The following is a 22,481-nucleotide window of genomic DNA, read 5'->3' as shown; positions in this document are numbered from 1 at the left end:
ACACCGTCACGCAATGAAGCTTGAGGAGGTCTCGATGTTGAGAAAAGTAACTGTTGCGCTGCTGGGATTGGCCCTGTCCGCGGGCATCACCACGGCCGAAGACACCACGATCAAGTTCACGCTGGGCTGGAAGACGCAAGGCAGCGACGCCGCGTTCTTCTACGCCAAGGACAACGGCTTCTTCAAGGAGGAGGGCCTCAACGTCGTGATCGACCAGGGCGAGGGCTCCGGCGCCACCGTCACGCGCGTCATGTCCGGTGCCTATGATGCCGGCTTCGGCGACGTCAACGCGATCATCCAGAACGCCTCGACCAAGCCGCAGGACGCGCCCGTCATGGTCTACATGATGTGGAACCAGCCGCCTTTCGCGATCGTCGCCAAGAAGACCAGCGGCATCAACACCATCAAGGATTTCGAGGGCCATACGCTCGGCGGCGCGCAGGGCACGCCGACGACGCGCCTGCTGCCGGTGTTCACCCGCAAGAACGGGCTCGACGGCGAGAAGATCAAGATCTCCAACATGGCGCCGAACCTCCAGGAGCCGATGCTAATCAAGGGCGACATCGACGCCGCGCTGGTCTTCAACATCACCAGCTACTTCAACCTCGTGCTCAACCGCCAGGACCCGGACAAGGACTTCAAGTGGTTCTCGTTCGGTGAGTACGGCCTCGATCTCTATTCTAACGGCGTGATGGTCTCGAAGAAGCTGCTCGCCTCCAACCCGAAGGCGGTCGCCGGCCTCGTTCGCGCCATCAACAAGGGGGCGATCGCGGTGGCCAAGGACCAGAACGCCGGGATGAAGGCCGCGCTGAACTACGACAATCTGATCGACGTTGCCGTCGAGAAGCGCCGGCTGCAATATTCCTTCGAGAAGCTGATCGTCTCGCCGGAGATGAAGGAGATCGGCATCGGCGACATCAAGGACGACCGCATGACGCGGGCTATCGGCATCGTGGTCGAGGGCTACCAGCTCGCCCGCGCACCGACGCCGGCGGAGGTCTTCTCGCGCGAATTCCTGCCGCCGCGCGCGGAGCGGGAGCTGGTGTATACTGCCAACTAAACTTGGAGCGACGGTCATGGCCACGGAGATTTCGGCAGCCACCCTGTTCCGTGGCCCTGACCGCGGCGTCAGCGACAACGTCGTGCTGCGGCACGACGGCGGTGTCATTACCGGTATCTCTGAAGGGGCGGAGGCCGGTCCTCGCTCCTTCGTCGTTCCGGCCTTCGTCAACGCCCACGATCATGCCCGCGCCACCGCCTCGTCCTTCGGCGCGGTCGGCATGCCCCTGGAAAGCTGGATCCTGCGGACCGTGCTCGGCACGCCCGTCGATCCCTATCTGACCGCGGCGTCCGCGCTGGCCCGGTCCGCCAAGGCCGGCTGCGCTGCCATGATGGTGCACTACACCCGCCCGAGCGGGACGATGCCGTTGCTCGATGAAGCCAAGGCTGTTGCGAGGGCTGCATCCGATGTCGGCATCCGCATCGCTTTTGCGATGGCCGTGCGCGACCAGAATCCGATCGTTTATGGCGATGCTGAACCGGTGCTTTCCGGCCTTTCGCGCGACGACCGCAAGACCATCGAGGAGCTGTTCGTCCGCGCGCCGATGGCGCCGAAGGCCTATGTCGAGCTGACCGATGCCATTGCCGCCGCCATCGCCGGCCCGATGGTCGATGTGCAGCTCGGGCCTGCGGGCGTGCAATGGTGCTCGAAGCCGCTGCTGGAGGCGGTGGCCGAGAATTCGGCGCTGACCGGCCGCCGCATTCACATGCATCTGCTGGAGACCGTGTATCAGCGTGCCTGGGCCGACCAGAACTTTCCGGACATGGTGCGCTGGCTCCGCGACATCGGCTTCCTCTCGGAGCGGCTGACGCTGGCGCACTGCATCCACGCTCGTCCCGATGAGCTGGAGATGATCGCGGCCTCCGGCGCGCGCATCGTCACCAATTTCAGTTCGAACATGCATCTGCGCTCGGGGCTCGCCCCGATCGCCGCGGCGCACGCATGCGGCTGCGCCATCGCGGTGGGCGTCGACGGGCTGGCGCTGGACGAGGACGACGACATCCTGCGCGAGATGCGGCTGGTGCAGATGGCCCATGGCGGCCTCGGCTTCAAGGCGACATGGACGCCGGCCGAGATGTTCGCGCTCACCATCCGCAACGGGCGCCGCGCGACCGGCGCGCCGGGGAGCGGCGAGCTCGTTGCGGGCAACCCCGCCGACTACGTCGTGATCGATCTCGATCGGCTCGATCGCGACCGGATCATGCCCGTCGATCCCATGGCGCTGCTATTCGCGCGCGGCAACGCATGGTTGGTCAAAGAGGTCGTCGTTGCCGGCAAGTCGATCGTCAGGGATGGGGTCTGCGCCGGCGTTGATCTGCCGGCCATCGAACAGGAGTTGCGGGCGATGTACCGCGCCAATGTTGGCAGGCTCGCCGGCTTCCAGCGGACCTGGCCGCCCCTGTCGGAGCGACTGGGCGGCTGGTTCGAACAGCAGCTGACCTGTCAGTAGCGCGCCTGAGGCTCCCTTCGGCCCGGTTGTATATAAAAGCGCGATAGCTGGTAGACGCTGCCTCTTCTGGCGGCTGGCGGATGTCTGGGCTATTAGCTCCGCGATAGCGTCTCGACACGAGTCGATGACCCCCTTTTAGGAGCCCCCGATGCGTCTTCCCACCGTTCTCCTGGCCGTCACATGTCTTGCGGGCGCAGCTTCAGCCGAAGACCAGTCGGGCACGCTCCAGAAGGTCAAGGAGACCAAGAAGATCACACTCGGCTATCAGGAGGCCTCGGTCCCGTTCAGCTATCTGGACGGAAACCAGAAGCCGGTCGGCTTTGCCATGGACATCTGCCTCAAGATCGTGGACGCCGTGAAGAAGCAGCTCAACATGCCCGACATCGCCGTCGACACTCTCGCGGTGACGTCGTCGAACCGCATCCCGCTGATGGTCAACGGCACGCTCGACCTGCATTGCTCGGCGACCACCAACAATGCCGACCGCCAGAAGCAGGTCGCCTTCACCAATACACACTTCCTCAGCGCGACGCGGTTTGCCGCCAAGAAGGCCGCAAAGATCAACACCATCGACGATCTCAAGGGCAAGGCCGTCACGGCGGTGGCGGGGTCGGTCAACCTGACGCAGCTCGCCAAGGTCAACACCGAACGCAACCTCGGCATCAATGTGATGCCGGCCAAGGACCAGGCAGAGGCCTTCCTGCTGCTGGAGACAGACCGCGCCCAGGCCTACGCGCTCGACGACGTCCAGCTCGCGGTCGCGATCGCACGATCCAAGGAGCCGGCGCTGTTCATGATCAGCGAAGAAACGTTCTCGAAGCCGGAGCCCTACGGGATCATGCTGCGGCGGGAGGACGCGCCGTTCAAGGCGCTCGCCGATCGCGCCACGGCAGAGCTCTACGCGAGCCCGGAGATCGAGGTCCTCTACAAGAGGTGGCTGGAATCCCCGACGCCGCCGAACGGCCTCAACTACAACGTCCCGATGTCGGCGGCCCTGCGCAACGCCTTCAAGAAGCCGAGCTCGAGCTTCGATCCTGATGTCTACGTGGTGAACTGAGGCGAGGGCGCTACCGCGTCCGCGGCGTATCCAGCAACTGGCCGCCAGGAACGCGCCGATTGCTGCGATTGCCGCCAGCGCGAGCGCCCAGGTGCGAACAGCCGATGACCGATCAGCGCGCCGCTCAAGAGCGGGGCGCTGACATTTGCGCCCGACATCAGGGACTGATAGAGGCCCATGATCATGCCCTGGCGGTTGAGCGGTCGAGCGCGACAGCTCCGCGGTCACGGGGCCGGCAATGAGCTGGCCGGCAACGAGCTGGCAGACGGCATAGACCGAGATCGGCGCGCCGAGCAGGAAGGGCGTGGCGCCGAGCCGCTGCGAATAGAACGGCAGCAGCGGCAGGATGATTCCCATTCCCGTGGCGTCCACGGCGACGACGACGAAGGTCGGGACGAGCGTCAGCGCGCTCTCGACCGCTATCGCCTCCCTTGCCTCAGTCGTGGAACCCGGTCCCATGCCGCGTTGTCGCATTTGCGTGATCGATCGCACCACGCCGGATTATATAGTTGTAGCCTAATAGTTAGTGTCCTATCTAATTTGCATGGCCCCCGCGCAGGCACATATCCATTCCGAAATCGGTCGGGTCATCGCGCGTCTCGCTCGCACGTGGCGCCGCGAGTCGGATCAGGCGCTGTCCGATCACGGCCTGTCCTATGCGACCGCGATTCCGCTTTTGCTGCTGTCGCGCCAGGGCGAGAATGTCCGTCAGGGCGTGCTCGCCGACGAGCTTGGCGTCGAGGGGCCGTCGCTGGTCCGGCTGATCGACCTGCTCCAGGCCGAAGGCCTCGTGGAGCGCCGCGAGGATCCGACCGACCGGCGTGCCAAAACGCTACATCTGACGAAGGCGGGCGAGGCCAAGGTCGAGGAGACCAACCGGGTGCTGCGGCGGGTGCGGACAAGCCTGCTCAAGGATATCGGCGCGGATGAACTTGCGATAACCTTCGAGACGCTCCAGCGCATCGAGCAGCGGGCCAGTCGCCTGCATGAAGCCAAGACGTTTTCCGAGGCGAAATAGTCATGCGCGCAGACGAGCCGTTCCTGGTCCGCCATGCGGACCTCGTTTTCGCTTTGAAGACGTTCGCTGCGTCGATGCTGGCGCTCGTCATCGCACTCGCCATGGACCTGCCGCGGCCCTATTGGGCGATGGCGACCGTCTACATCACCTCGCAGCCGCTGGCGGGCGCGACCAGCTCGAAGGCGTTCTTCCGCGTGATGGGCACGCTGGTCGGCGCGACCATGACGGTGGCGCTGGTGCCGAACCTGATCGATGCGCCGGAACTGCTCTGCCTCGCCATCGCGCTCTGGGTCGGGCTCTGCCTCTATCTCTCGCTGCTCGACGGCACGCCGCGCAGCTACGTCTTCATGCTGGCCGGCTACACGGTCGCCCTGATCGGCTTTCCCTCCGTGTCCGAGCCCGGCGCCATCTTCGACACCGCAGTTGCGCGGGTGGAGGAAATCTCGCTCGGCATCATCTGCGCCAGCCTGGTCTCGACCATCGTGTTTCCCCGCAGCGTCGCACCGGCCGTGGCCCACCGCGTCGACAGCTGGCTGTCGGATGCGCGCCGCCTCAGCGAGGTGGTGCTGCTGCGGGAGGGCTCAGGCGAAACCCGTCGCGGCAAGCGCCTGAAGCTTGCGACCGACATTGTCGAGATCGACACGCTCTCCACCCATCTTGCCTATGACCGGTTGACCGACCGCAATGCCGTGACCGGCCTCAGTGAAATCCGGCTGCGCATGCTGACTCTGCTGCCGGTGATCGCCTCGCTCGAGGATCGGCTGGCCGCGCTGGGGGAGGAGGCCTTGCGGCGGCAACCCGAGCTGAAGCGGCTTCTTGAGGATCTCGCGCAATGGATCGCGAGCGATGTCAGCGAGCGACGGCCGGCCGAGCGGATCCGGGCCGCGATCTCGGAGCAGCAGGCGGTGCTCGACGGCGGCGCCGACTGGGAGCGGATCATCACCACAAGTCTGCTGTCGCGGCTGCGCGAGCTGGTCGACCTCTCGCGCGATTGCCGTGTGTTGACCGAGGCGATTGCCGAGAGCCGCAACGTCTCGACGCTCGAACTGACTTTCCATTCCGAGGCCGGTGCCGCGCCCGTGCGTCACCGCGACCGCGGCCTTGCATTGTGGTCGGCCGCCGGCGCGGTCGTGGCCATCCTGATCTGCTGTGCGTTCTGGATCGGGACCGGCTGGCCGGACGGTGCGTCGGCACCGATGATGGCGGCAGTCGCCTGTTCGTTCTTCGCCGCGCAAGACGAGCCCGCGCGCTTCATTCGCAGCTTTGGCCGGTGGTCGCTGGTCGCCATCGTCGTCGTCGCGGTCTATCTGTTCGCGGTGGTCCCCGCGATCTCCCATCTCGAGGTCTTGGTGGTCGCACTGGCGCCGACCTTTTTGCTCTACGGCTTCTTGATCGGCCGTCCGGCCACGGCGGGAACCGGGATGGCGCTCGCGGCCAACACTGCAACCCTGCTTGCAATCCAGTCGACCTACAGCGCGGACTTTGCATCCTACGCCAATTCCGCCGTGGCCTTCTTCATCGGCGTCGTCATCGCCGAGATCGTGACGCGGATTGCGCGCGGCGTCGGCGCGGAATGGGTCGCCAATCGCCTGGTGCTGTCGAACTGGAAGGCACTCGCGGTCGCCGCCGAACGGCGCGGCCAGCGCGATCGCGCCGAGTTCGCGGGCCTCATGCTGCATCGGCTCGGGCTTCTGGTGCAGCGCATCGCTTATCTCTCGGAGAGCGATCGCCGCGACACCGACAGCCTCGCCCAGCTTCGGATCGGGATCAACATCATCGATCTGCGCCGCGCCCGCTATGGGCTTGCGGCATCCACCATTGCCGTCATCGACGACATGCTCGATCGGCTCGCCGTAGCCTGCCGCAGTTACGCGGGCGACGGAATGCCGGCCGAGTTGCTGACGAGCGTCGACCGGGCATTGGCCCAGGCGGTGAAGGATCCCAATGACAGCGCGCGCGAAGACGCCCTGATAGGTCTCGTCGGTATCAGGCGTGGCTTGTTTCCGGACGCGCCGGCTTACCGGCCACGCGCGGGTGAGAGTGTTGCGGCATGAGATATGTGATCGACATCTACGGCGTGCTCGTGCCGTCGCTGCTCCTGTGGATCATCGTCGCTTACGTCCTCAGCGCGATCCTGCGCCGGCTCATGCAGCGCTTCGACCTCTACCGACTGGTCTGGCATCGCGCGCTGTTCGATTTCTCGATCTTCGTCTGCCTTCTCGGCGGCGTCGTCTACCTCTCGGAGTATCTTTCATGAAGGGGAATTTCGCCTGGCTCGCTCGCCTCGCAGTGACGGTCATCGCCGTCGTCGCCGCGCTCGCCGTCGGCCGCGAGCTTTGGGCCTACTACATGGAGCAGCCCTGGACCCGCGACGGCCGCGTCCGTGCCGACGTGGTCCAGGTCGCGCCCGATGTCTCCGGCTTCGTCACCGAGGTGCTGGTCAAGGACAACCAGAAAGTCCGCCGCGGTGACGTGCTGTTCCGGATCGATCGCGAACGTTTTGCGCTGGCGCTACGCCAGGCCGATGCGTCGGTGGCCGGTCATCAGGCAACGCTCGATCAGGCCAATGCGGACCTGAAGCGCTACAGCGCGTTGACGACGGATGCTGTGTCGCAGCAGAAGCAGGAACAGGTGCTGGCAACCCAGCTCCAGGCCAAGGCGGCCTTCGATCAAGCCGTCGCCGACCGTGCCGTCGCCCAGCTCAACCTCGATCGCAGCGAGGTCCATGCCTCCGTGAACGGCGTGATCACCAACATGGACCTGCGCCCCGGCGCCTACGTCACGGCCGGGAAGGGCGTGATGGCGCTGGTCGACACCGACACGCTGCATGTGGAAGGCTATTTCGAGGAGACAAAACTCGCGCGCATCCGCGTCGGCGACAAGGTGCGGGTCCGCCTGATGGGCGAGACGGCCACGCTGTCAGGCCACGTCGAGAGCATCGCCGCCGGCATCGAGGACCGTGACCGCGCCGACGGCGCCAACCTGCTCGCCAACGTCAACCCGACCTTCAGTTGGGTGCGCCTGGCCCAGCGGGTGCCGGTGCGCATCGCGCTGGATCCTGTTCCCGACGCGATGTCGCTGGTTGCGGGACGTTCGGCGACGGTGGAGGTATTGGACTAACGCGAGCGCAGATGGAGTCGCGTTTGGGTTGGGGAAAAACCGGCAACGACCGTTTCAATACCAAATGGTGGAGCTAATCCTGCCTCGCGTGTGTGAGTCGGGGGAGTTGCTTTGGGCGTTTGGTTTTTAGTCCTAGCGGCATGCGTGGTTGGCGCGTTGCTCCTTTTGGCGTTCTGCCGATAGGACCGACAGCGGATGCACTTGTTGCTGCGAAGCATCAGCGAGCCGCTGAATAGCGGTTCCGGTCGGATGGTTTTTGACTGTGCAAGGATGACCGCGTTCACTCCCGGCGTTGGAGGCGGACGTGAGTTGGTTGCTTGTGTTTCTCATCGCCGCGAGCGCGATGGTGTTGATCGCTCATGCGATTGACGCGATGCGTTCCTGAGACTCTTCGAGACTTGGTTTCGTCGGTAGCCAAGTAAGCCACGAGAATGTTCCGAGGCCGGCGAGTGTCAATTCGAGGAACTTGGCCCTGTAAGCCGAGGTTGTCACAGCAGGAGGAATACGATCATGCTTATGTTTTACCTGCCGATCATAATCTTCAACGCGTTGCTCGAAGCAGCTACGAAGCAGAAGGATGTGCCGGTATCCATCGATGAGCCGCCAAGCTTCGATTAGACGCCGATTCCATTGCGTTGGCTTCGATGCTTACTGATGGGCCAACGCCTGCTCAGGCATTTGAATATTTCCTCAACTCCAACCGCGCGATCTGGTTTCTGTGTACCTCGTCCGGGCCGTCGGCGAGGCGCAGCAGACGCGCGGTGGCATAGGCCTGCGTCAGGCCAAAATCGTTCGAGGTGCCGCCGCCGCCATGGGCCTGGATCGCCCAGTCGATGATCTGGCAGGCCATGTTGGGTACGGCGACCTTGATCATCGCGATCTCGCTCTTCGCGACCTTGTTGCCGACCGTGTCCATTGCGTAGGCGGCGTTCAGCGTCAGCAGCCGGGCCTGTTCGATCATGATACGGGATTCCGCGATGCGCTCCTGCGTCACCGTCTGCTCGGAGACCGGCTTGCCGAAGGCGACGCGGCTGCGGACGCGGCGGCACATCTTTTCCAGCGTGCGTTCGGCCAGTCCAATCAGGCGCATGCAGTGGTGGATGCGGCCGGGGCCGAGGCGACCCTGCGCGATCTCGAAGCCGCGGCCCTCGCCGAGCAGCATGTTCTCCTTCGGGACCCGCACATTGGTGAAGACGACCTCGGAAGCGCGGTCGGGCACGCCGTAGAAGCCGAACACGGGGAGGGGACGCTTCACCTCGATGCCTGGCGTGTCCATCGGCACGAGGATCATGGATTGCTGCTCGTGGCGGTCCGGATTGTCGGGGTCGGTCTTGCCCATGAAGATGCAGATCATGCAGCGCGGATCGGTCGCGTTGGTGGTGTACCATTTGCGCCCGTTGATGACGTAATGGTCGCCGTCGCGTACGATCGAGCTCTCGATGTTGGTCGCGTCGGACGAGGCGACCGCAGGCTCGGTCATGGCAAAGCAGGAGCGGATTTCACCCGCGAGCAGCGGCTTCAGCCAGCGCTCCTTGTCCTCTTTCGTGCCGTAGCGCTCCAGCACCTCCATGTTGCCGGTGTCCGGCGCCGAGCAGTTGAACACTTCGGGCGCAAGATGCGAACGGCCCATCACTTCGCAGAGCGGGGCATATTCGAGATTGGTGAGGCCCGCGCCGTGACTGGACTGCGGCAGGAACAGGTTCCAGAGGCCCTCCGCGCGTGCGAGCGGCTTCAATTCTTCGACGACGGGATAAACCTTCCAGGGCCCGAGCTCTTCGGCCTCGCGATAGAACCGCTCCTCATTGGGATAGATGTGCCGGTCCATGAAACTTTCGAGCTTGCGCTTGAGCTCGACGACTTTGGCCGACATCGGGTACAGCATCTTTCGTCTCCTTGAGCGATGGACGGCGCGGACGTCAGCGTGATCGCGTGCCGCCTCAAGCGACGCGGTAGTCCCTGAACTTCTCGCGCAACGCGGATTTGAGCACCTTTCCGGTGCCGGTCATCGGGAATTCGTCCAGGAACTCGACGGCATCAGGCATCCACCAGTTCGCGATCTTCGGGCGCATGTGGTCGAGCAGGGTCTTGCCGTCGACGGTCGCGCCCTTCTTGCGAACCACGAGGAGCAGGGGGCGCTCCTGCCACTTCTCATGCGCAATCGCGACCACGGCAGCCTGCAGCACGTCGGGATGCGACAAGGCGACGTCCTCGAGCTGGATCGAGGAAATCCACTCGCCGCCGGACTTGATCACGTCCTTGGAGCGGTCGGTGAGCGTGACGTGGCCCTGCGGGTCGATCACGGCCATATCGCCGGTGATCAGCCAGCCGTCGCGGTCGAGGCCTTCGTCGAGCTTCATATAGCCCGAGGCGACCCAGGGACCACGCGCGCGCAGATGACCGACGGACTTGCCATCACGCGGCAGCTCGTTGCCGCCATCGTCGACGATGCGCAAGGTGGTGCCGAAACAGGCGCGGCCCGAGACCTGGCGTCGGTCGAATTTCTCCTTGTCGCCGAGATGCTCGGAGCCCGGCCGCAAGCCAGGCATCGAGCAACCGAGGGCCTCGGTCATGCCCCAGGCCTGGACGTAGTCGATGTTGTAATCGCGCTTCAGCTTCTCGACCATGGCGCGCGGCGGGGCCGATCCTGACGACAGCGTTGCACGCAACGTGGAGAATTTGTTGCCGGTGCGGCCCAGCCAGTCGAGCAGGATCAGCCAGAAACTCGGCACCCCCGCCGACAGCGTCACCTTCTCGCCTTCGAGCAGTTCATACAGCTTGTCGGGCTCATAGTTGCGGCCGGGCAGCACCAGTTTCGAGCCGGTATAGGGCGCGGTGAACGGCATATTCCAGCCATTGCCGTGGAACAGCGGCGCCATCGGCATCATCACCTCGCGCACCCCTTCGGCGTGTCCCGGCAGGAAGTCGAAATTGCAACAGGTCATGGTCTGCAGGATCGCGGCGCGGTGCGAATAGATCACCCCCTTGGGATTTCCCGTCGTCCCCGAGGTGTAGCAGATGGTGGAGGCGGATTTTTCGTCGAACTCCGGCCAGGTGAAACCGGCGTCGTTCTCCCGTCCCAGAAGCTCCTCGTAGCAATGGACGTTCGCAAGCTTCGTCTCCGGCATCCGCTCGCGCGAGGACATCACGACGTAAGCCTCGATCGTCTTCAATTGCGGCGCGATCGCCTCGACGATCGGCAGCGTGGCGCGGTCGATGAACAGCAGGCGATCTTCGGCGTGGTTGATGATGTAGACGAGCTGCTCGGGAAACAGCCGCGGATTGACGGTGTGCAGCACATAGCCCATGCCCGGCGCGGCGTAGAACATCTCGAAATGGCGGTGGGTATTCCAGGCCAGCGTGCCGATACGGTCGCCAGGAGTCATGCCGAGACGCTTCAAGGCCAGCGCCATGCGCTTGATGCGCGGATGAGCATCCGCATAGGTGTAGCGATGGATGTCGCCCTCGATCTCGCGCGCGACGATTTCCGCCTCGCCATGATAGTCGGCGGCGTACTGGATCAGGCCGCTGATCAGCAGCGGCATGTCCATCATCAATCCCTGCATCATTTCCTCCGGATGGCCATGTCGTTGCATGGTGCTTGTGATTTGCGCGCGAGGTTACCGGAACGTCACGCGCCGTTCACGCAAAAAACGGCGGACGCGATTGCGTGCGTCACTTTTTCAGGGCTAACGTGAGGTGAGCTGCCGGCGAAGCAGCGTCTGCCGTGGAGGAAATGGATGTCAGCGGAAAGACACAAGACCGGCGCAGCCGGCACATCTACGATCGACATTTCCGCACTCCGCGCGCGCTATCGCGACGAGCGCGATCGCCGTCTGCGCGCCGAGGGCAAGGCGCAATATGTCGAGGTATCAGGCGATTTCGGCCGCTATCTCGACGATCCCTGGGCCGATCCGGGATTTGCGCGCGAGGCTGTCAGCGAAGAGACCGAAGTGCTCATCGTCGGCGGCGGCTTTGGCGGCCTTCTCTGCAGCGCGCGCCTGCGCGAAGCCGGCATCGCGGATTTCCGCATCGTGGAAAAGGCCGCCGATTTTGGTGGCACCTGGTACTGGAATCGCTACCCCGGCGCGGCCTGCGATACCGAGAGCTACATCTATCTGCCGCTGCTGGAGGAGACCGGCTACATGCCGGTGCGCAAATATGCGCGGGCGCCGGAGATCTACGAACATTCCCGCCGTATCGGCCGTCACTTCGGACTTTACGAGCGCGCGCTGTTTCAGACCGTCATCTCGCGGATGGAATGGCAGGAGCCGGAGGCGCGTTGGCTGGTCGAGACCGATCGCGGCGATCGCATCCGCGCGCGCTTCGTCATCCTGGCCGGCGGCCCGCTGAGCCGGCCGAAGCTGCCGGGCATTCCCGGCATCGAAAGTTTTGCCGGACACAGCTTTCACACCAGCCGCTGGGACTACGCCTACACCGGCGGTACGGCTGAAGGTGGTCTCGCCGGCCTTGCCGACAAGCGCGTCGGCATCATCGGCACCGGCGCCACCGCCGTGCAATGCGTGCCGCATCTCGGCCGCTCGGCGAAGGAGCTCTACGTCTTCCAGCGCACACCGTCGGCGATCGGCGTGCGCGACGACCGGCCGACGGATCAGAGCTGGGCGCAGAGCCTCAAGCCCGGCTGGCAACGAGAGCGCATGGACAATTTCACCGCCGTGATCTCGGGCGAGCCGTTCGAGCAGGATCTGGTGCGGGACGGCTGGACCGGCCTGCTTGGCGAGATCCTGCTGGCGCCGCGCCGCCAGCCGCAGCCGGTGACCTCGCTGGAGGAGGCGCTGAAGGTCATCGAGCAGGCCGACTACCGCAAGATGGCGGAGATCCGCGCGCGCGTCGATGCCGTGGTGAAGGACGAGGCAGCCGCGGCCGCGCTCAAGCCTTGGTACAAGGCGTTCTGCAAGCGGCCATGCTTCCACGACGAATATCTCGACACTTTTAATCAATCCAACGTGCATCTCGTCGACACCAGGGGGCAGGGCGTCGAGCGCATCACGGAGAAAGCCGTGATCGTCGATGGCACGGCCTATGAGCTCGACTGCCTGATCTATGCCAGCGGCTTCGAGGTCGGCACCGATTATGCCCGCCGCATGGGTTTTGAGGTCTATGGCCGCGACGGCATGAGCCTGTCCGAGCGCTGGCGCGACGGCGTCAAGACGATGCACGGCTTCTATAGCCGCGGTTTCCCGAACTGCTTCCTGATCGTCACGGTGCAGGCCGGCCAGAGCGCCAACTTCCCGCACATCATCGACGAGCAGTCGCAGCACATCGCCTATGTCATCGATCAGGCGCGCAAGCGTGGCGCCAGAACGCTGGAGCCGACGCTCGCTGCCGAGGGCGCCTGGGTCGACGAGGTCGTCAAGGCCGCGCTCGGTCGCCAGACCTATCTCGCCGAATGCACGCCCGGCTACTACAACAATGAAGGCGTGTTCGACCCGATTGCGGCAAGAAACAGCCAGTACTGGCGCGGGCCGGTGGCGTTCCTGCGGCTGCTCGACAAATGGCGCAAGGAGGGCAGCCTGGATGGATTGGAATTGACTTAGGGGACGGCCGCGGAGGCGGGCGGCGCCCCGTCCCGGCTTGAGCGGCGTGATCCAGCAGCACCAGAGCATCAAGGTGAACTTCCTGGCGGGAACGGGGGCTGCGTGACTTGCGGGCGTCGCGACTTGCCGGTGTCAAGAGCTTTGCTTGGATCGATTGTACCTGTCGGGACTTGAGCGATCGCAACCGACGTAGGATCATGCGCTCGCGCGAGCCGGTCGCGCCGTAAGGAGAGGAACGAGCAATGATCATGGGCAGGACAGTCGCGACGGCGGTGATCGGCGCGGCCGCGCTGCTTCTCTCTCTGCCCGCGGCCGAGGCGGCGCAATGCGGCAGCACGCCGGCCGGGTTCGAAGGCTGGAAGCGCGAGTTCAGTGCAGAGGCGCAGGGCAAGGGCATCGGCCAGACCGCGATCTCCGCCCTGATGCAGACGAATTACGCCAGCGCGACCATCGCAGCCGACCGCGGCCAGCGCAGCTTCTCGCTGTCGCTCGATCAGTTCCTCGCCAAGCGCGGGGCCACCACCATCGTCGCCAAGGGACGGCAGCTCAAGCAGTCGCAGGCGGCCTTGTTCGCCTCGATCCAGCAGCGCTATGGCGTCCCGCCCGGGCCGCTGATCGCGATCTGGGGCATGGAGACCGGCTTCGGCAGTCAGCGCGGCAACCAGAACATGCTGTCGTCGATCGCGACCCTTGCCTATGACTGCCGCCGCCCTGAGTTCTTCACCGACCAGCTCTATGCGGCGCTGAAGCTGATCGACCGCGGCACCCTGTCGGGAGCGACCCGCGGCTCCATGCATGGCGAGGTCGGCCAGACCCAGTTCATGCCCAAGAACATCCTGGCCTACGGCACCGGCAATCTAGAGGTTGCCGCCAATGCGTTGAACTCGACCGCGAATTTCCTGAAGGCCCATGGCTGGCGTGCGGGAGCCGGTTACCAGCCGGGTGAGCCGAATTTCGCCGCGATCGAGGCCTGGAATGCGGCCGGCGTCTATCAGAAGGCAATCGCGCTGATGGGACGGCAGATCGACGAAGGGGGGACCGCCGCTTCACGCTGACCAGCTCAGCAAGGCGTGATGCGCTCGCGCGAGAAAGTTGTTGCTATCAGGAACCGACGGCATGAGGTTTGCTTTGATCAGATTCAGGGCTGGGCATGAGGAGGCTCAACATGGCAACCCAGATCGTGATGGACCAGACTGGCGACACACGCCACGAGTTTGACCCCGACAATGCCGAAGCGCTGGCGCGGGCCGAACAGCGCTTTCGGGAGCTGACCGGAGCCGGCTTTACCGCCGCCTTCCGAACCGGGCCCGGCGAAGTAACCCGTATCAAGTCCTTCGACCCGACCGCGCAGGAAACGCTATTCTATCCCCGCTTGGTCGGCGGCTGATCTGAGCTGCTCATGTTCGCGGCACTCAGGTTCCGCGCGCCGGCGCGTGCGCGCTTGCATGCGCTGCGCGAACTCTACCGTCGCTTCTTCGGCGAGAATACGCCGGATGCGCGCGGTCGCCGGCTTCTGGCCGAGTGGCTGACACCGGAGCAGCGCGCCCAGTTCGAGCAGTACCGGTATTTCGACGTGATCGGCTGCGATACCGGCAAGAGGTATCGCATCCACTACGGCACGGCCGCCAATGTCCACGAAATCGACGATGCCGGCATGGCAATGATGGGGTGGTGCTTCGTCCCGTCAGGCTTCCTGGTACCCGGCGACGTGATGCTCGCGCAGAAGATTGCGCTCGAGACGGACGAAAAGTCCGCGCTGGCGCTAGCCAACAGGTTTCCGCCGGCAACGCATTCGGAGCATTTTTACCGGCGGCCGTTCTAACGCGACGAGCGCAGGGCGCTCAGGAATGCGTGGTGCGATAGGCATCCAGCGCATGCGCCGCGAAGACGCCGATGCTGCAAAGAGCGAGGATGGCGGAGATCAGCTCGATCATAGCTCATCCTCCCGCAGCGGCCGGGCGACGAGGTTTTGGCAGCAGGAATAATCCAGGATCAGATCAAGAAGGAATTGCATGGTGGCCGTCCCTGTATGATTTTGACAACTAGATAACCGGCCAACTGTTTCAGGCGTGTTTCGTCGCACCGGGAAAGGGGTTTCTTGGGGAACCCTGGGCTGGTTTGTGCGCCGCGGACCCGCTACATCGCGCATTTAGCTCAATTTCTTTGGCCGCGCGTCTTCGCAAGCGGTCTTGCATGACGAGGCAAAATCATGGCGCAGGTCGAGTGGTTCGACGATCTCAGCATCGGAATGCGGTTCAAATCCCCCGAAGTTCGGGTCACCGAAGCCGACATCAAGCGCTTCGCGGCCGAGTTCGATCCGCAGCCGATGCATCTTGACCACGAAGCCGCCAGGGGGACCCTGTTCAATGGGCTCGCCGCGTCAGGATGGCACACCGCCGCGATTGCCATGAACCTCGCGATCCAGACCCGTCCTTTCGGCCCGCATCCGCTGATCGGCGCAGGCGTCGACGGGTTGCGCTGGACCATTCCGGTGCGGCCCAATGACCGTCTGCATCTGGTCGGTGAGGTTATGAGCCTGACGCCGTCGAAGTCGAAGCCGCAGGGCATCGCGCTGGTGAAATGGACGATGTTCAACCAGAACGGCGAGGAGGTTTACACCTTCACTCCGATCGCGATCGTGCCGCGGCGGGGTTAGGATGGAAGCCGCTTGCCGCTGCCTTGCCCGCGGCCTGAAGCTCTTGCGGGCCGTCGGCAGAGGTGATCATCTCGGCTCCGGGGAATACGCCGGAGGCTGACATGAGACGATTCCTTCTCGTCGCCGGAATGCTCGCAGGCGCCTGGAGCGCCGGGCCCGCGCTAGCGCAACAATCCAAGGTCGGCGACTGGACCATCGAGAAGCGCACGCAGGATACGCATTGCAATGCGAGCCGCGGCTACAAGGACAAGGAGGACGAGAACCGCGACTACGTCATCGTCATCACCTATTCCGAGAAGGCCATCGTGATCGTGATGATCTACGACGGCTGGGAGTGGGACAAGGTCGGCGAGGTCCTCCGGGCCGACGTCGCCACCGATGACGCCGACATCATGAAGAAGGCGAAGTGGGAGGTGATGGACAAGACCACGGTACGCGGCATCTTCGAATTCGACCAGTCGATCATGGATCGCCTCTCGAAGGCCAAGCGCCTCACGCTCGATTTCGAGGACGATGACGACGACAGCATCGAGATGCAGGTCCCGCGCGCCGGCGAGGCGCTCGCTGCACTGAAATTTTGCGAGGAGAACCGGAAGTAGGCCGCGGAGGCGGGTCCGCAAGCCGGGCAGGCGACAGCAGCCGATCGTCGCGAGTGGGCGCGTGACGCTTCGCACACCGTCCGACTGCTGTTCGCATTAATCCTAGTCTTTGGCGAAAACGTCCAAGCCGCATCCTGCGGTTGACGTTACGCAAGGACGATGTTCGATATTCCAGCATTGCGCTGTCGCATTTTTTCCCCGTCCAAGGCGGCGATCGGCCGGCCGGCCTGCTTCAGTTCCCGACGCGCTCGCCCCTATCGCCACCGGGGTAATACGCAGATCCCGTCGTTCGTCCGATGACGATCCTCCAGGCAAACCGATTCTCGTCGCTCGTCGGCGAGATCTACGATGCAGCGGCTAATCCCGCGCTACGCAGCGCCGCATTGGAGCAGGTTTCGAATTTCGTCGGCGGATGTGCCGCCACCATCCTGTCCAGGGATGCAGCCGGGCTTTCAATCGAGATCCACGAGCATTTTGGCACGGATACCCGGTTCCGCCAGCTCTATCGCGACAGATATGTAGAACTTGATCCGTTGCTCGATCGTCATCTCGATCTCGCCGCAGGCCAGACGGTCGGCGTGACCGACGTCATGCCCCATTCCGACTTCGTGGCGACCAGTTTCTATCGAGAATGGGTGGAGCCGCAGGGAGCGATAGATCTCGCAACCGTCATGCTCGAAAAATCGGACGCGCGCACCACGATCTTGCAGGTGTTGCGTCACCGGTCCCGCGGGATCGTCGACGACGCGATGCGTGAGCGTATGTGCCTGCTCGCGCCCCACATCCAGCGATCGCGGGTGATGGGTCGCCAGATCAGGGCGCGCTCGCATACCGTAGACGATCTTGCCGATGTCCTGGACGGACTGAGCACGGCGATTTGCCTGCTCGACGCGGAGGGGAGAGTCGTCCATGCCAATGCGGCGTGCCGTCAGCTCTTCGCCGACGCCAATCTCCTCGCCATGGTCGGCGACAGACTCGTCGCCCGCAACACCCAGGTGGATAAAATATTCCGCAGCCTGTTCGAAATTTCCGCGGATGCAGGAATTCATTCGACCGGTCGTCGTCAGATCGAGCTCGTAACATCGTCCGAAGGACATCACTATCTGCTCCACGCTTTTCTCTTGAGGCGGGAACGCCATCTGCCGCGTGATGTAGCTGCCACCGTGCTGTTCGTTCAAAGGGCCACGATGGTGTCATCGCTCGTGCCCGATGCAATCGCGGCGGCGTTCAGGCTGACGCCGTCAGAATTGCGCGTTCTGATGGCGATTGTCGAGATCGGCGGGGTTCCCGACATTGCGGCCAAGCTCGGTATCGCCGAGACGACGGTGAAGACGCATCTCGGCCGGCTGTTCGAAAAGACCGGCGCCGGCAGGCAGGCCGACCTCGTCAAGATCGCCGCCGGATTTGCGGCACCGTTTGCCCAGCGGACCGGCGGCGACGACACGGTGTGATCCAATTCACATCGCGAAGCGCGCGAACGCGCAATCTCAATCCATTGTGATGAGCAAGGTGCGCGAGTCCTCCGAACGTATGACGCGTGTCATTTGATACTTTCGTATATGGCCGTCACTTGAAATGAGGAGGGCAGCGTGCGCCACGGAACAATGCGCGCCGGCACCGAACGCGGGTGCGGGAGACAACAGCGCGTGGTCGAGCCTGCTCGTTGGGTGGAGAGATTGCAGTGAGCGGCAAGGATGAATTTTCCATTTTCAATGTTTCAACGGACCACATTCCCGAAGACGAGCGCGTGCCGCTCCTGCGCGAATTCTACTGCCGCGGCGTGCTGAAGGCGGAGGTCGAGGCAAGGGACGGAAAGCCGGCCGCGGCGAGCTTCACGTCCCACGTCCTGCCGGAAGCCCAGTTGCTGATCGGGGGACTGTGCGGAGCGCGGGTCATTCGCACGAAGCAGCTGGTTGCAGATGGCGACGACAGTCTCGGCCTGATCGTGAACAGGTCCGGCGTTCTCGGCATATCCGAGCGCGGACACGATTTGAGGCTTCAGGCAGGAGAGGCGGTCCTGACCAGCGCGGAGGACGTCACGACCTTCGAGCGGCTCTCGCTGGGAAGTGGCTTCTCGCTGCGCGTGCCGCGACGGGTGCTGGCCCCGATGATCGTGGATGTCGACGATGCGGTGATGCGCGTCATCCCGGAGCGCACCACCGGGCTTCGGCTGCTCGTCGACTACGCGATGGCGCTGGTGCACGAAAAGGCGCTGGCGGTACCGGCGATGCGGCAGCTCGGCGTCGCGCATCTGCATGATCTGCTGGCGCTCGTTCTCGGTGCCACCGATCACGCCCGGGAATCGACCGGACGGCGCGGTATCAAGGCGGCGCGACTCCAGAAGGCGAAATTTCTCATCGTCAACAATTGCTGGCAGCAGGATATTTCGGTGGCAAATGTTGCGCATGAACTCGGCGTGACCCCGCGCTATCTCCAACGATTGTTCGAGGCCGACGGCAAGACCTTTTCGTCCTTCCTGACCGAGCAACGCCTCAAGCGTGCCCATCGCATGCTGCGCGAGCCTGACTTCGCCGAGCGGCCCGTGAGTTCGATCGCCTACGACGTCGGCTTCGGCGATCTCTCTTATTTCAACCGTTGCTTCCGTCGGGCCTATGGCGCGACGCCAAGCAACGTCAGGAGCGGCGAGGCGCTGTAACCGGCCCCGACCGAATTTCAAAGAGCTGCCATTTCAAACAGGCGAAAGGGATTTGACATGATCCTTGATCGAAAAGTCATGACCATGAAAAGGGCGTTGTACCGCAGTCTCGTTCTCGCAAGCGTGCTGCACGGATCGTCCGCGCTGGCGGGAATGCCCGACGAGATCGGGGTCCCGGGCGAAATTCCCGGCGCCGCGCTCCGCGCCGAGGGCGCGCAGATCTACGAGTGCCAGCTCGACGCCGCGAACCGGCTCGTCTGGCAGGCGCGCGAGCCTGCCGCCACGCTCATGGACGGCGACAATTCGGTGGGGCACCACTACGCCGCCCTGCGTTGGGAAGCGGTCGACGCGCGCACGCTGGTGTGGGAGCACAAGGACGGCAGCTCGGTCAAAGCCAGGATCGTGGCGCGCGCCGCGGGCCGCACGGAGGACGATCTTCCCTGGCTGAAGTTCGGTGTCATCACCCAGAGCGGCAATGGCCTGCTCTACGGCGTGACCCACGTCCAGCGCATCAACACGCAAGGGGGCGTCGTGAGAGGGCCCTGCAGCCAGGCGGGCACCTTTCGCAGCGTGCCGTATTCGGCCGACTACGTGTTCTGGCGCGCGGAATAGATCATGACCCAGTGTTGCGTGCGGCAACGGCGGCCGGAGTGTTGAATGCACCGTTTCTTCTTTGATCTCCTGGTCGGCAATATCGTGAAGATCGACCCGGGCGGCATGGTGTTCGAACATGCCAAGGCGACTTTCGTGGTGGCCGACGAGATGGCGCGGCATCTCTTCGTCTGGCGCGACGATCTGCGCGATCGCGATGCGTGGATCCGCGTCAGGGACAACACCGGGCGCGAGATCTATCGCGCAGCGGTGTGGGCCGAGAGCGCGGAGAGGGCGGGCTGGGACCAGGTGTAAGCGGCGCGGGTGGTGTCACAACTCTGCACCACCTCCCGGCGATGCGCGTTTGGTTCGTTCTGAGCCGCGACCCGGTCGCCTCCGTCCAAGTCCAATACGGCGGACATTTCTACTTTAGCGCTCGGCGAATCCAATTCGCAGCGACAGCCTCCTCCATTTGGAGGGGCTGCCGACAACGTGCCTGTGCGCCGGTGGGGCGAGATGGTGGCGACTGAGGGACTGGAAATGAATGTGACGGGTCTGGACGGTGTTTCACAATGGAGTTTGGCCTGGCGGTCGATGCGCCTTTTGGTGCCGGCCATGATCGCCATGCCATTCTTCGCGGTCGAGCGGGCCGTCGCCGCTTGCACGCCGGTGGCGCCCGTCAGCAACGCGACGATTGTCTGTTCGGGCGACGTCGACACGCAGCAGGGCGGCCGTACCGGCTATGGTACGGTCGTTGACGACAACAATACCTACAAGATCGAAGCTGGCGCCAACGTTCACGGTTTTGCGTTTGGCATCAAGAGCCGCGACGGCGGTGTATTCATCAATGCCGGCACGATCGACGGAGCTACTTCGGCCGGGATCGCGTCGGGGAGCGGTGTGACCGTCTCCAATCTTGCCAGGGCCACGATCGTGGGTTTCCACGGCATTACCGGGGCTTCCGCGACGATCGACAATGCAGGCACGATCAAGAGTGAGGCCGGCGGGCGCGGGAGCGGGATCGAGGTCAGGAATGTCACCGTGACCAATTCCGGCACGATCGCTGGAGTGGGTCCTGACACCGTCGGAATCAATGGCGACACGGTGAATCTGACCTCGAACACCGGAACGATCTCGGGAGATGCGAGCGGCATTACCGGCGGTACCCTCAACATCACCAATAATCGCTCCGGTGTCATCTCGCAGATCGCGGCAAGCGGAGGTGCCATCCAGGCCTCCGGTCTGGCGACAGTGGCAAACGCCGGCGACATCACCGGTCACGCGTTTGGCGTATCGGGACAGAACGTCAACCTGACTAATCTTGCCTCCGGCACCATCCTCGCCAGGATCGGCATCTCTTCGAGCGACGGATCGAACATCACGAACTCCGGCACCATCACCGGCACCAGCGGGACGGCGATCCAGCTTTCCAACAAGGCCGATACGCTGACGCTGCTGCCGGGCTCGAAGATCAACGGTGTGGTCGATTTCGGCTTCGGGGCCGACGTCGTCAACATCAATCTCGCGCCGAGCAGCAGGGTGTCGTCGTTGACGACGATCAGTCTGCCGACCTTCAGAAACTTCGAGGGCACCATCAATACAATCACGTCGGGAGGCGCCTTCAACGGTCCTTCGGTCGCCGCCGGCACGACCCTCGCGACGCTCGATCCGACCGCGCTTGCGCAGACCGACCGCACGCTGATGGATTTTACCAGCGGCGTCTCCTCGCTGGTGCAGGGGCGCCTGAACGGTGGCACTGGCACGGCCGGCAGCAACATGATGGCGATGGCCTATGCGCCGGAGACGGCACAGGCCGGCCCCTTCACCAAGGCGCCACGCAGCCTCTGGACCGATCCGGCGCCGATTACGGTCTGGGTCAACAGCTTTGGCGGCCAGCGCATCCAGGACGAGACGGCCTCGACCTTGCGCGCGACCTCGACGGCGTGGGGCGGAGCCGTCGGCATCGATCGCAAGGTGCAGCCGAACTGGCTGGTCGGCGCGTTCCTTGGCGGCGGGCAGGGCGGTCTCTCGGTTGCTCTCAACTCGCAGTCGGTCGACACCAACTACGTGTTCGGCGGCGCCTACAGCCGCCTCGAATGGGCCGCGCAGTTCTTCGACTTCACGATCCAGGGCGGCAATGCCGACAACAAATCGCGCCGCCTGGTGCTGAACAACGCCGCCGTCGGCGGCATGGAGACAGCGACGGCCAACTACAGCGGCTGGTACGTCAGCCCCGAGGTCGCCTACGGCTACAAGCTCGAGGTCGGCAACGGTTATGTGCTGACGCCGACGGCACGGCTGCGTTACGTCGCCGGCCGGTTCGACGGCTATAGCGAGACCGGCTCGGCACAGGGACTGTCGGTCGGTGGCCGCACGCTGCAGGATTTCGAGGAGCGCGGCGAGGTGGACCTGTCGCGCGTGACAAGCCTTGCCGGCGGCGAGCTCAAGACCAACATCCATGGCGGCGTCATCGCGCTCCAGCGCGTGGGCGACAGCACCGTCAACACCGTGCTGCTCGGACAGAACCTGTCGTTTGTCACGCCGGGCAGCCGCAGCACCGTCGGCGCGGTGGCGGGTTTCGGCTTCGATTACCGCACGACGAAGAACGTATCCGTGTTCGGCGCGGTCGAGGGCATGATGATGTCCGACCAGAGCCGCACCGGCACGGCGAAGGGCGGCGTTCGCGTCACGTTCTGAGCCGGCATTAGCCCCGGCGGCT

At 64.1% G+C, this 22,481-nt stretch carries 20 protein-coding genes; 18 read left to right on the top strand and 2 right to left on the bottom strand.

The genetic code is table 11. The features are described from left to right. The first annotated feature begins 34 nt into the window (after positions 1-34). From E4K65_RS09290 to E4K65_RS09255, 7 genes are all read left to right on the top strand, one after another. Positions 35-1,060 carry an ABC transporter substrate-binding protein gene (locus tag E4K65_RS09290; protein ID WP_135173891.1) on the top strand — a complete coding sequence of 342 codons (1,026 nt, stop codon included), beginning with the start codon at positions 35-37 and terminating at the stop codon, positions 1,058-1,060. 16 nt (positions 1,061-1,076) lie between these two features. Next, positions 1,077-2,510 carry an amidohydrolase family protein gene (locus tag E4K65_RS09285; RefSeq protein ID WP_135173890.1) on the top strand — a complete coding sequence of 478 codons (1,434 nt, stop codon included), beginning with the start codon at positions 1,077-1,079 and terminating at the stop codon, positions 2,508-2,510. Between the two features lie 148 nt (positions 2,511-2,658). Then, positions 2,659-3,567: an amino acid ABC transporter substrate-binding protein gene (locus E4K65_RS09280; RefSeq protein ID WP_135173889.1), complete on the top strand. Its 909-nt coding sequence runs from the start codon at positions 2,659-2,661 to the stop codon at positions 3,565-3,567. A 544-nt stretch (positions 3,568-4,111) separates the two neighbouring features. Next, positions 4,112-4,585, top strand: coding sequence for a MarR family winged helix-turn-helix transcriptional regulator (locus E4K65_RS09270; protein ID WP_167770706.1), 474 nt, complete (start codon positions 4,112-4,114; stop codon positions 4,583-4,585). A gap of 2 nt (positions 4,586-4,587) precedes the next feature. Next, positions 4,588-6,639, top strand: coding sequence for an FUSC family protein (locus tag E4K65_RS09265; RefSeq protein ID WP_135173887.1), 2,052 nt, complete (start codon positions 4,588-4,590; stop codon positions 6,637-6,639). Next, entirely contained in the window at positions 6,636-6,842 is a 207-nt protein-coding gene (locus E4K65_RS09260; RefSeq protein WP_028170911.1) for a DUF1656 domain-containing protein, read from the top strand. The genes E4K65_RS09265 and E4K65_RS09260 overlap by 4 nt, the downstream gene beginning before the upstream one ends. Continuing rightward, entirely contained in the window at positions 6,839-7,705 is an 867-nt protein-coding gene (locus E4K65_RS09255; RefSeq protein ID WP_135173886.1) for an efflux RND transporter periplasmic adaptor subunit, read from the top strand. Before E4K65_RS09260 ends, E4K65_RS09255 begins: the two co-directional genes overlap by 4 nt. 670 nt (positions 7,706-8,375) lie before the next feature. On the opposite strand, the gene E4K65_RS09250 is transcribed toward E4K65_RS09255, so the two are convergent. Next, on the bottom strand, positions 8,376-9,587 hold the full coding sequence (locus tag E4K65_RS09250; RefSeq protein WP_135173885.1) for an acyl-CoA dehydrogenase family protein: 1,212 nt from the start codon (positions 9,585-9,587) through the stop codon (positions 8,376-8,378). Positions 9,588-9,642: 55 nt separating this feature from the next. Further along, positions 9,643-11,268, bottom strand: coding sequence for a long-chain fatty acid--CoA ligase (locus E4K65_RS09245; RefSeq protein WP_135173884.1), 1,626 nt, complete (start codon positions 11,266-11,268; stop codon positions 9,643-9,645). A 174-nt stretch (positions 11,269-11,442) separates the two neighbouring features. Here E4K65_RS09245 and E4K65_RS09240 point away from each other — a divergent pair, with 174 nt between their 5' ends. The 11 genes from E4K65_RS09240 (at position 11,443) to E4K65_RS09190 (ending at position 22,459) form a co-directional block, all read left to right on the top strand. Then, complete coding sequence (locus E4K65_RS09240) at positions 11,443-13,260, top strand: flavin-containing monooxygenase (RefSeq protein WP_135173883.1); 1,818 nt, start codon at positions 11,443-11,445, stop codon at positions 13,258-13,260. 242 nt (positions 13,261-13,502) lie between these two features. Continuing rightward, positions 13,503-14,315, top strand: coding sequence for a lytic murein transglycosylase (locus tag E4K65_RS09235; protein ID WP_135173882.1), 813 nt, complete (start codon positions 13,503-13,505; stop codon positions 14,313-14,315). A 110-nt stretch (positions 14,316-14,425) separates the two neighbouring features. Then, a complete protein-coding gene (locus tag E4K65_RS09230) occupies positions 14,426-14,647 on the top strand; it encodes a hypothetical protein (RefSeq protein WP_027543198.1) in 222 nt (73 codons plus the stop codon). A 12-nt stretch (positions 14,648-14,659) separates the two neighbouring features. After that, positions 14,660-15,082: a hypothetical protein gene (locus tag E4K65_RS09225; RefSeq protein ID WP_027543197.1), complete on the top strand. Its 423-nt coding sequence runs from the start codon at positions 14,660-14,662 to the stop codon at positions 15,080-15,082. A gap of 387 nt (positions 15,083-15,469) precedes the next feature. Further along, complete coding sequence (locus E4K65_RS09220; RefSeq protein ID WP_135173881.1) at positions 15,470-15,916, top strand: MaoC family dehydratase; 447 nt, start codon at positions 15,470-15,472, stop codon at positions 15,914-15,916. 101 nt (positions 15,917-16,017) lie between these two features. Further along, on the top strand, positions 16,018-16,515 hold the full coding sequence (locus E4K65_RS09215; protein ID WP_135173880.1) for a hypothetical protein: 498 nt from the start codon (positions 16,018-16,020) through the stop codon (positions 16,513-16,515). 296 nt (positions 16,516-16,811) lie between these two features. Continuing rightward, a complete protein-coding gene (locus E4K65_RS09210; RefSeq protein ID WP_135173879.1) occupies positions 16,812-17,966 on the top strand; it encodes a helix-turn-helix transcriptional regulator in 1,155 nt (384 codons plus the stop codon). 230 nt (positions 17,967-18,196) lie between these two features. Continuing rightward, positions 18,197-19,171, top strand: a complete 975-nt coding sequence (locus E4K65_RS09205; protein ID WP_135173878.1) for a helix-turn-helix transcriptional regulator — start codon at positions 18,197-18,199, stop codon at positions 19,169-19,171. 78 nt (positions 19,172-19,249) lie between these two features. Beyond that, positions 19,250-19,783: a DUF3455 domain-containing protein gene (locus E4K65_RS09200; RefSeq protein ID WP_235885542.1), complete on the top strand. Its 534-nt coding sequence runs from the start codon at positions 19,250-19,252 to the stop codon at positions 19,781-19,783. 45 nt (positions 19,784-19,828) lie between these two features. Then, entirely contained in the window at positions 19,829-20,077 is a 249-nt protein-coding gene (locus E4K65_RS09195; protein WP_135173876.1) for a DUF6894 family protein, read from the top strand. 300 nt (positions 20,078-20,377) lie between these two features. Continuing rightward, entirely contained in the window at positions 20,378-22,459 is a 2,082-nt protein-coding gene (locus E4K65_RS09190; protein WP_167770670.1) for an autotransporter family protein, read from the top strand. Positions 22,460-22,481 lie beyond the last annotated feature (22 nt).

Origin of the sequence: Bradyrhizobium niftali, from assembly GCF_004571025.1 — a bacterium.
Lineage (GTDB): Bacteria > Pseudomonadota > Alphaproteobacteria > Rhizobiales > Xanthobacteraceae > Bradyrhizobium > Bradyrhizobium niftali.
Note: the sequence above shows the minus strand (reverse complement) of the source record. Positions and strands in the feature narration are given on the sequence as shown.